Consider the following 6,499-nt stretch of genomic DNA (forward strand, 5'->3'; position numbering starts at 1 on the left):
AGTACGAAAGATATTTTGATTATAGACAAAAGAAAGAATTTCAAGTCAAGAAGAGAAAGAATGAGATGTGCTGTATAAAATGGAGGGTTCTGTAATGACAGTGGTTGAAGAATTAATTCGCAAAGAGAACGATGGAACAATTAGCTTTGGAAACTATGCATTAGATCAAAAATCAAAAGTTTCAGATTTTGAACATAACGGTGATCTATATAAGGTGAAAACATTTAAAGAAATAACAAAGCTTGAGAAAAATGGTTTATTCGTATATGAATCCGTACCTGGTACTTCTGTATTTTCATTTATGGCAACAGATAAGGACATTCATTTTACGGTTGAAGGACCTAATGACGTGCAGATCACATTGGAATTAGAGCCTGAAAAGGAATATAAAGTTTTTGTCGATGATACGAATGTAGGAAAGATGAAAACGAATTTAGGTGGTAAATTAGTAGTAAGCGTAGATTTAAGCAATGGTAAACAATCCAATGTAAAAGTTGTAAAGCTATAATTGACTGATTAACTACTTTGATGAATACGAAGGAATAAGAGGTAGCTTAATATCCCGTGAATAGGAAGTTGAGCACCTCTTTTTTTTCAAGATGAAAAACAAATTTAAGTATTAAAGGATTAGTAGTATGGCAAAAGTAAAGAATGTATTTTACTGTAAAGAATGTGGATATGAATCGGCAAAATGGGTAGGGCAATGTCCTGCTTGCAAAGAGTGGAATTCTTTCGTGGAAGAACCGGTGGCTAAGAAGACATCGGGAGGTTCCGTTAAGGATCGGCGAGTACAAGTAGAACCTACCAGACTAAGCAATGTTGATTGTGAAGCAGATACGAGGATCATGACGGAGATTGGAGAGTTGGATCGTGTTTTAGGTGGAGGAATTGTTATTGGCTCTTTGGTTTTGGTCGGTGGAGATCCGGGAATTGGAAAGTCTACTTTGTTACTACAGATGAGCAGGGATTTAGCAAGAAAGAACAGAAATGTATTATATATCTCCGGAGAAGAGTCGTTAAAACAAATTAAGATGCGTGCAAGTCGTTTAAATTATGCCCAGGGGGACTTACTTCTGCTAAGTGAAACCAATTTGGATCTAATTGAAGCAGCGATTGAGCGTATTAAGCCAGAAGTGGTCATCATTGACTCAATACAGACGATGTTTCGAGAGGATGTAGGGTCGGCTCCGGGGAGTGTAAGTCAGGTCCGTGAGACAACCAATAGTCTTATGAAGATAGCAAAAGGAATGGGAATCTCGATCTTCATTGTAGGACATGTGACGAAAGAAGGAGTTGTTGCAGGGCCAAGAGTACTTGAACATATGGTAGATACTGTGCTATACTTTGAAGGAGATAATCATGCTTCCTATCGTATATTGAGAGCGGTGAAGAATCGATTTGGTTCTACAAATGAAATCGGTGTTTTCGAGATGCGAAATATAGGACTAGTAGAAGTGGCAAATCCATCGGAATACATGTTACAAGGTCGCCCAGAAGGTGAGTCCGGTTCTATAGTTACTTGTGCGATGGAAGGAACACGACCAATCATGGTTGAAGTACAAGCACTTGTTTGTCATACAAATTTTAATATGCCAAGGAGAACAGCAGCAGGTACAGATTATAATCGTGTAAATCTATTACTAGCAGTAGTTGAAAAAAGATTAGGTTTACAGCTAGCTAGCTGTGATGCATATGTGAATGTGGCAGGTGGTATGAAGGTAAATGAACCTGCGTTAGACATGGCAATCATATTGGCAATTATCTCAAGTTACAAGAACAAGCCTCTTGATGCGAAAACAATCGCATTTGGAGAAGTTGGATTAACAGGTGAGGTAAGAAGTGTTAATCAGGCAGAGCAAAGAGTATTAGAAGCAAAAAAGATGGGGTATGAAGTATGTGTTTTACCACAGGTGAATAAAGAATTGATTGAAATAAAGGGGATTCAGTTAGTTGGTATTAAAACATTACGAGATCTATTGCAATTATTATAATAGATACCAAAGAGTATTATGAGTACCAAAGAGAGTTAATAATTTGGTGGTCTTAAGGTTTTTGAAACACATTACCTTACGACCAGAATCTTATTTTCGGAAGTGTAAATACCAAATGAAGCAGATGATCACTTATGGATAGGTTGAAAAAGTATCTGCATAAGCGAGGTATGAAAGGAGAAAGAGTTATGGGTGAAGAACAAAACCAAAATATCGTTAAGGAATTAAAGGAAATTGCAGATAAGCAAAGCAAATATCTTGAGGGAATGCTTACGGTTATGGATAATCTATATTCCTCTCAACAAAAGGTCGAACAAAATGCATTTGATTCAATAAACAGTGCAGACACTTCCTTGAATTTAGTAAAAGAAGGTATGGAAAGCATTAAAGAATTATCTGATAAGATAACAGTATTAACAGAAGCTGTTTCAGCAGCAACGAAAAATATGGAGAACATGGAAAAGATGACTTCAATGATTATGGGATTTGCAAATGTTATTGCAGGAATCTCTAATAAGACAAATATGTTATCTTTGAATGCATCCATTGAAGCAGCACGTGCAGGTGAACATGGACGTGGTTTCGCAGTAGTTGCAAATCAAGTAAACCAACTTGCAGCACAATCTGCAAAAGCATCAAAAGAAATTTCGGATACAATGAAATCGGTTGTTTCATTTAATGAGAGCATGGGCGCAGACATGAATAAGATCCTTGAGATCGTTGATATTCAAAACAGCATGGCAACAAGTGTTGATGAAGTATTTAAGAAAATCTTAGACGCAGCTTATGCTTCCAATGAAGCAGCACATAGTGTTGAACATGAAGTGGCTTATCAAAGAGATGTGACAGAAGATGCGAAGAAATCTGTAGAAAATATCTCTGATACATTGGTTCAAGTACATAACGTGCTAAAATAGATTTCAGAATATCAATAAAGAATATTAATAAAGAAAATTAATAAAAATAGAAAAGAATTAGTGTGATAATTAAGAACACGTCGAAAGGTGTAGGATTCAAGTCTTTCGACGTGTTTTCCTTTATCAAGCTATTTTAAATCTTACGATATCCTTAAATTTCATCTATTCCGTGTGAAAATCTACAAAAACAGCCAAGGAAGGATTATACTAGAAATGCGCTAGTGGTTGTTGTTATAGAATTGGAAAGTCTTCTGACTTTCCTGTTATAAACCCTACGGGGGGCAACACACTTGCGCATTTACTAGAATGGAATGGGAAAAGGGAGGATTACATATGTTAAGGCGTAAACTAGGTAAGATTTTATTTGCTGGATTAGTATGCGCTATTGTGTCTCCATTCATCAATGGAAATGGCATTAGCGAAGTACGAGCAAAGGAAACGGCATCAATAAGTTCCACAGAGCAAGAAACACAGAAAAAGGAAAAAATCAAAGGGAATATACAAAAGTATACAGTTGCTTTGGCTGGAAAAGAGTATACATTGCCAATTTCTATGGATCAGATTCTTGCAGATGGCTGGAAAGTGACAGAACCGATGTATTATGAGGATTTAAGATTTGGTGAGGATACCATGCGTGATTATACATTGATGAAGAATGGTCAGTCAATTGCTGTAAGAGGCATTAATATTAATCCCAAAACAAATCACGATTACACCAAATATCTGGTGTATTCCATAACAGGAAAACCAGATGTATTCACGGTAAATGGTGTTTCTTCTAAGCTGACGATTAATGACATGATAAAGATTATGGGCAAACCGCATATGACAAAAGGAGATACCAGTGATCCAATATGTGATCGGTATTTAAGTTATACTGATGATACGATTTATAAACAGTATTGTTATTATGATGAGTATTACACTAATTCTACATATAACTATGCTGCTGTCTCAACACTGAATTTTATCTATGATCCGAATGGAAAACTAGTAGAAACGAGTGTAGAATCAATGTTTATTGATTTACGTGAAATATTAGATCAACAAACAATTGAAGCATACAACTATGTAGCACCATCAAAAGTAATGAATGCAACAACATCATATACTTTTCAATTGGGCGACGTTTGCTATAAACTACCCGTTCCTGTAAGAGAATTAGTGAAACAGGGATGGGAATTCAATAATACAGTAAGCTATATTGGCGACAATTCTTGGGATTATCAAGAAATGAACATGAACGGTAAAACGATTAGTGTGCAGATAAGAAATGAAGCAGATAGTCCTAGAAGAATCGAAGATTGTTTGGTGACAGCACTTTATATTGATAAGAATACAACAATAAACTATAAGTTACCAAGTAATTTAAAAGTTGGGATGTCAAAAGATAAAGTAAAAAAATTATATAAAAATGAAAAAAGATATACCTATACAGTCGTAACTACACGAAATGATAAATATTTTAATTATAATGGAGAAAAGAATTACGAATATTATGAGTACTACCATATAGTTCCGCAAGTAGATGGCAATCAATTTCATGAATATGAGGATGTTGCATACAATGGGCTATTGTCAGTGGATTTGTTAGGAGACGCGGTAGTTTCAATTGAGTATACCTATGATCCGGATTATACGATGGGTTCACTATCCTATACAGCTGAAGAAAATGAAGTTACGTTGACTAGTAATAAAGAAGCATTTGCATTCTTCAATTATGCAACAGAACGGAGTCGATGGGTAGGAGAAGATGGAAGATGTATTACATTTACACAGGATGGGTTACTCGATTCCTATTACGATGGAGACGAGTGGTTCTCTGGTGACGTTCCCGTACCTTGTTCGTTCGACTACAAGAATAATGCAATTGATATAACGTATCGTGAATCTGGTATTACGCAAACCATAACATATAAGATTATTTCATCAGAGCGTGTGATTTTTTACATAGAAGGTCATGCATATGAATTTTGTACAAAATATGTTGATCTGAATCTGCCAAATGCAAATCCATATAATCAAACAGCCTATATGGGACAGAAGAAGAAACTTTCTTATGAAGGTGTCGATAATCAAGTTACCTATAGTAATTTCATATCGGATAATACGAAGATAGTAAAAGTAAATAAGAAGGGGGTAATAACACCTGTTCGTACTGGGGTTGCATATATTACATGTACAATCACGAAACATGATATCCCTTATGAAGTAACAGTAAGTGTAAAGGTTGTAAAACCATACATTAAATTTAAAACAGTTTCTACTACAATGAAAAAAGGAAAAAGTCAAACCATTATAGCAAAGGCTTACGGGTTGACAGGAGCGATAACGTATCGTGTCAATAATACAAAGATCGCTACTATAAATAGTAAAACAGGTAAATTAGTTGCGAAGAAAAAGGGTAAAGTTGTTGTAACAGCAACATGCGGAGGAGTTACAAAGAAAATTACAATTACAATTAAGTAACGAATCATATAATTTACTGATATAGAAGACAGAAGCCTATAGGTTCTCTATGTCATAATATAAGTAACGAAAACCGTATACTTGAATGGTTTGAATGAGTAGAGGATTGCTATATTCGTTGGAGATTGTGTTCCCCTTTGGTTATACACATAACGGTACGAAAGTGCCGACAAAGGTAGGCAGTTTTCCTTGTGAATATAGTAATCAACTACCCTAAGTAAAGGGTGGATAATGTATTATTTACTTATGTATGAATTATCTTAGTATAAAAAAGAAAAATATTAAAATAGATGTTGACATAAGTCGAAAACTGTAGTAAACTATCAAAGTTGTCTCTGAGGAGCACGAAAAAACTTTGTGTAGTACTAATTTCTACATATTTTGATTGAATATCAATGATAACATCAAAATAAAAAAAGTTTAAAAAAAGCTTGACAAACAAACAACAGCATGATAAACTAGATAAGCTGTCGCAAATGAGTGAAACAAATCGAAAGCGGTCGGCTAGAATGTTGGTGAGAGACAAGTTCTTAAACGAACATGGAACATTGAAAACTGAACAGTGAAACAACCTTGAAAATTCCAGTGTTCACAAGTCATTGACTTAGATGAACACAAAAAGATTTTCAGTTCTTATAAAGAACAAACCGTATCGGAAGTTAGAGATAACGGAAGATACACCCAAATGTCGAAAGACAAACGGAAACAATAAGCCAGTTTGGTTAGTTGATTCTGAAAAAGATTAAACAAATTGTTTAATAAACTTAAACATGAGAGTTTGATCCTGGCTCAGGATGAACGCTGGCGGCGTGCTTAACACATGCAAGTCGAACGAAGCAATCGAAGAGCTTGCTCTTTGATTGACTGAGTGGCGGACGGGTGAGTAACGCGTGGGTAACCTGCCTCATACAGGGGGATAACAGTTAGAAATGACTGCTAACACCGCATAACCCGCTAGTGTCGCATGACACAGACGGAAAATATTTATAGGTATGAGATGGGCCCGCGTCTGATTAGCTAGTTGGTGAGGTAAAGGCTTACCAAGGCGATGATCAGTAGCCGACTTGAGAGAGTGATCGGCCACATTGGGACTGAGACACGGCCCAAACTCCTACGGGAGGC

Annotated in this window: 5 protein-coding genes and 1 rRNA gene; all 6 read left to right on the forward strand. The window is 35.9% G+C overall.

The window, feature by feature from the left end; translation table 11 throughout:
- The first annotated feature begins 94 nt into the window (after positions 1 to 94).
- A complete protein-coding gene (locus tag HBB17_RS01925; RefSeq protein WP_167955283.1) occupies positions 95 to 508 on the forward strand; it encodes an endosialidase in 414 nt (137 codons plus the stop codon).
- Positions 509 to 635: 127 nt separating this feature from the next.
- Positions 636 to 1,991, forward strand: a complete 1,356-nt coding sequence (gene radA, locus HBB17_RS01930) for a DNA repair protein RadA (RefSeq protein ID WP_167955285.1) — start codon at positions 636 to 638, stop codon at positions 1,989 to 1,991.
- A 188-nt stretch (positions 1,992 to 2,179) separates the two neighbouring features.
- Positions 2,180 to 2,908, forward strand: a complete 729-nt coding sequence (locus HBB17_RS01935) for a methyl-accepting chemotaxis protein (protein ID WP_238483652.1) — start codon at positions 2,180 to 2,182, stop codon at positions 2,906 to 2,908.
- 333 nt (positions 2,909 to 3,241) lie between these two features.
- Positions 3,242 to 5,377, forward strand: a complete 2,136-nt coding sequence (locus HBB17_RS01940; RefSeq protein WP_167955287.1) for an Ig-like domain-containing protein — start codon at positions 3,242 to 3,244, stop codon at positions 5,375 to 5,377.
- 608 nt (positions 5,378 to 5,985) lie between these two features.
- Entirely contained in the window at positions 5,986 to 6,123 is a 138-nt protein-coding gene (locus HBB17_RS01945; RefSeq protein WP_167955289.1) for a hypothetical protein, read from the forward strand.
- A gap of 20 nt (positions 6,124 to 6,143) precedes the next feature.
- Positions 6,144 to 6,499, forward strand: a 16S ribosomal RNA gene (locus HBB17_RS01950); the annotation flags it as partial.

The sequence above is a fragment of the Anaerosporobacter faecicola genome, from assembly GCF_012070565.1.
GTDB lineage: Bacteria > Bacillota > Clostridia > Lachnospirales > Lachnospiraceae > Anaerosporobacter > Anaerosporobacter faecicola.

Coding starts and splice junctions, on each gene's coding strand:
- HBB17_RS01940 (WP_167955287.1), top strand. CDS start 3,242: ATGTTAAGGCGTAAACTAGGTAAGATTTTATTTGCTGGATTAGTATGC.
- HBB17_RS01945 (WP_167955289.1), top strand. CDS start 5,986: ATGAACACAAAAAGATTTTCAGTTCTTATAAAGAACAAACCGTATCGG.
- HBB17_RS01925 (WP_167955283.1), top strand. CDS start 95: ATGACAGTGGTTGAAGAATTAATTCGCAAAGAGAACGATGGAACAATT.
- HBB17_RS01935 (WP_238483652.1), top strand. CDS start 2,180: ATGGGTGAAGAACAAAACCAAAATATCGTTAAGGAATTAAAGGAAATT.
- radA (WP_167955285.1), top strand. CDS start 636: ATGGCAAAAGTAAAGAATGTATTTTACTGTAAAGAATGTGGATATGAA.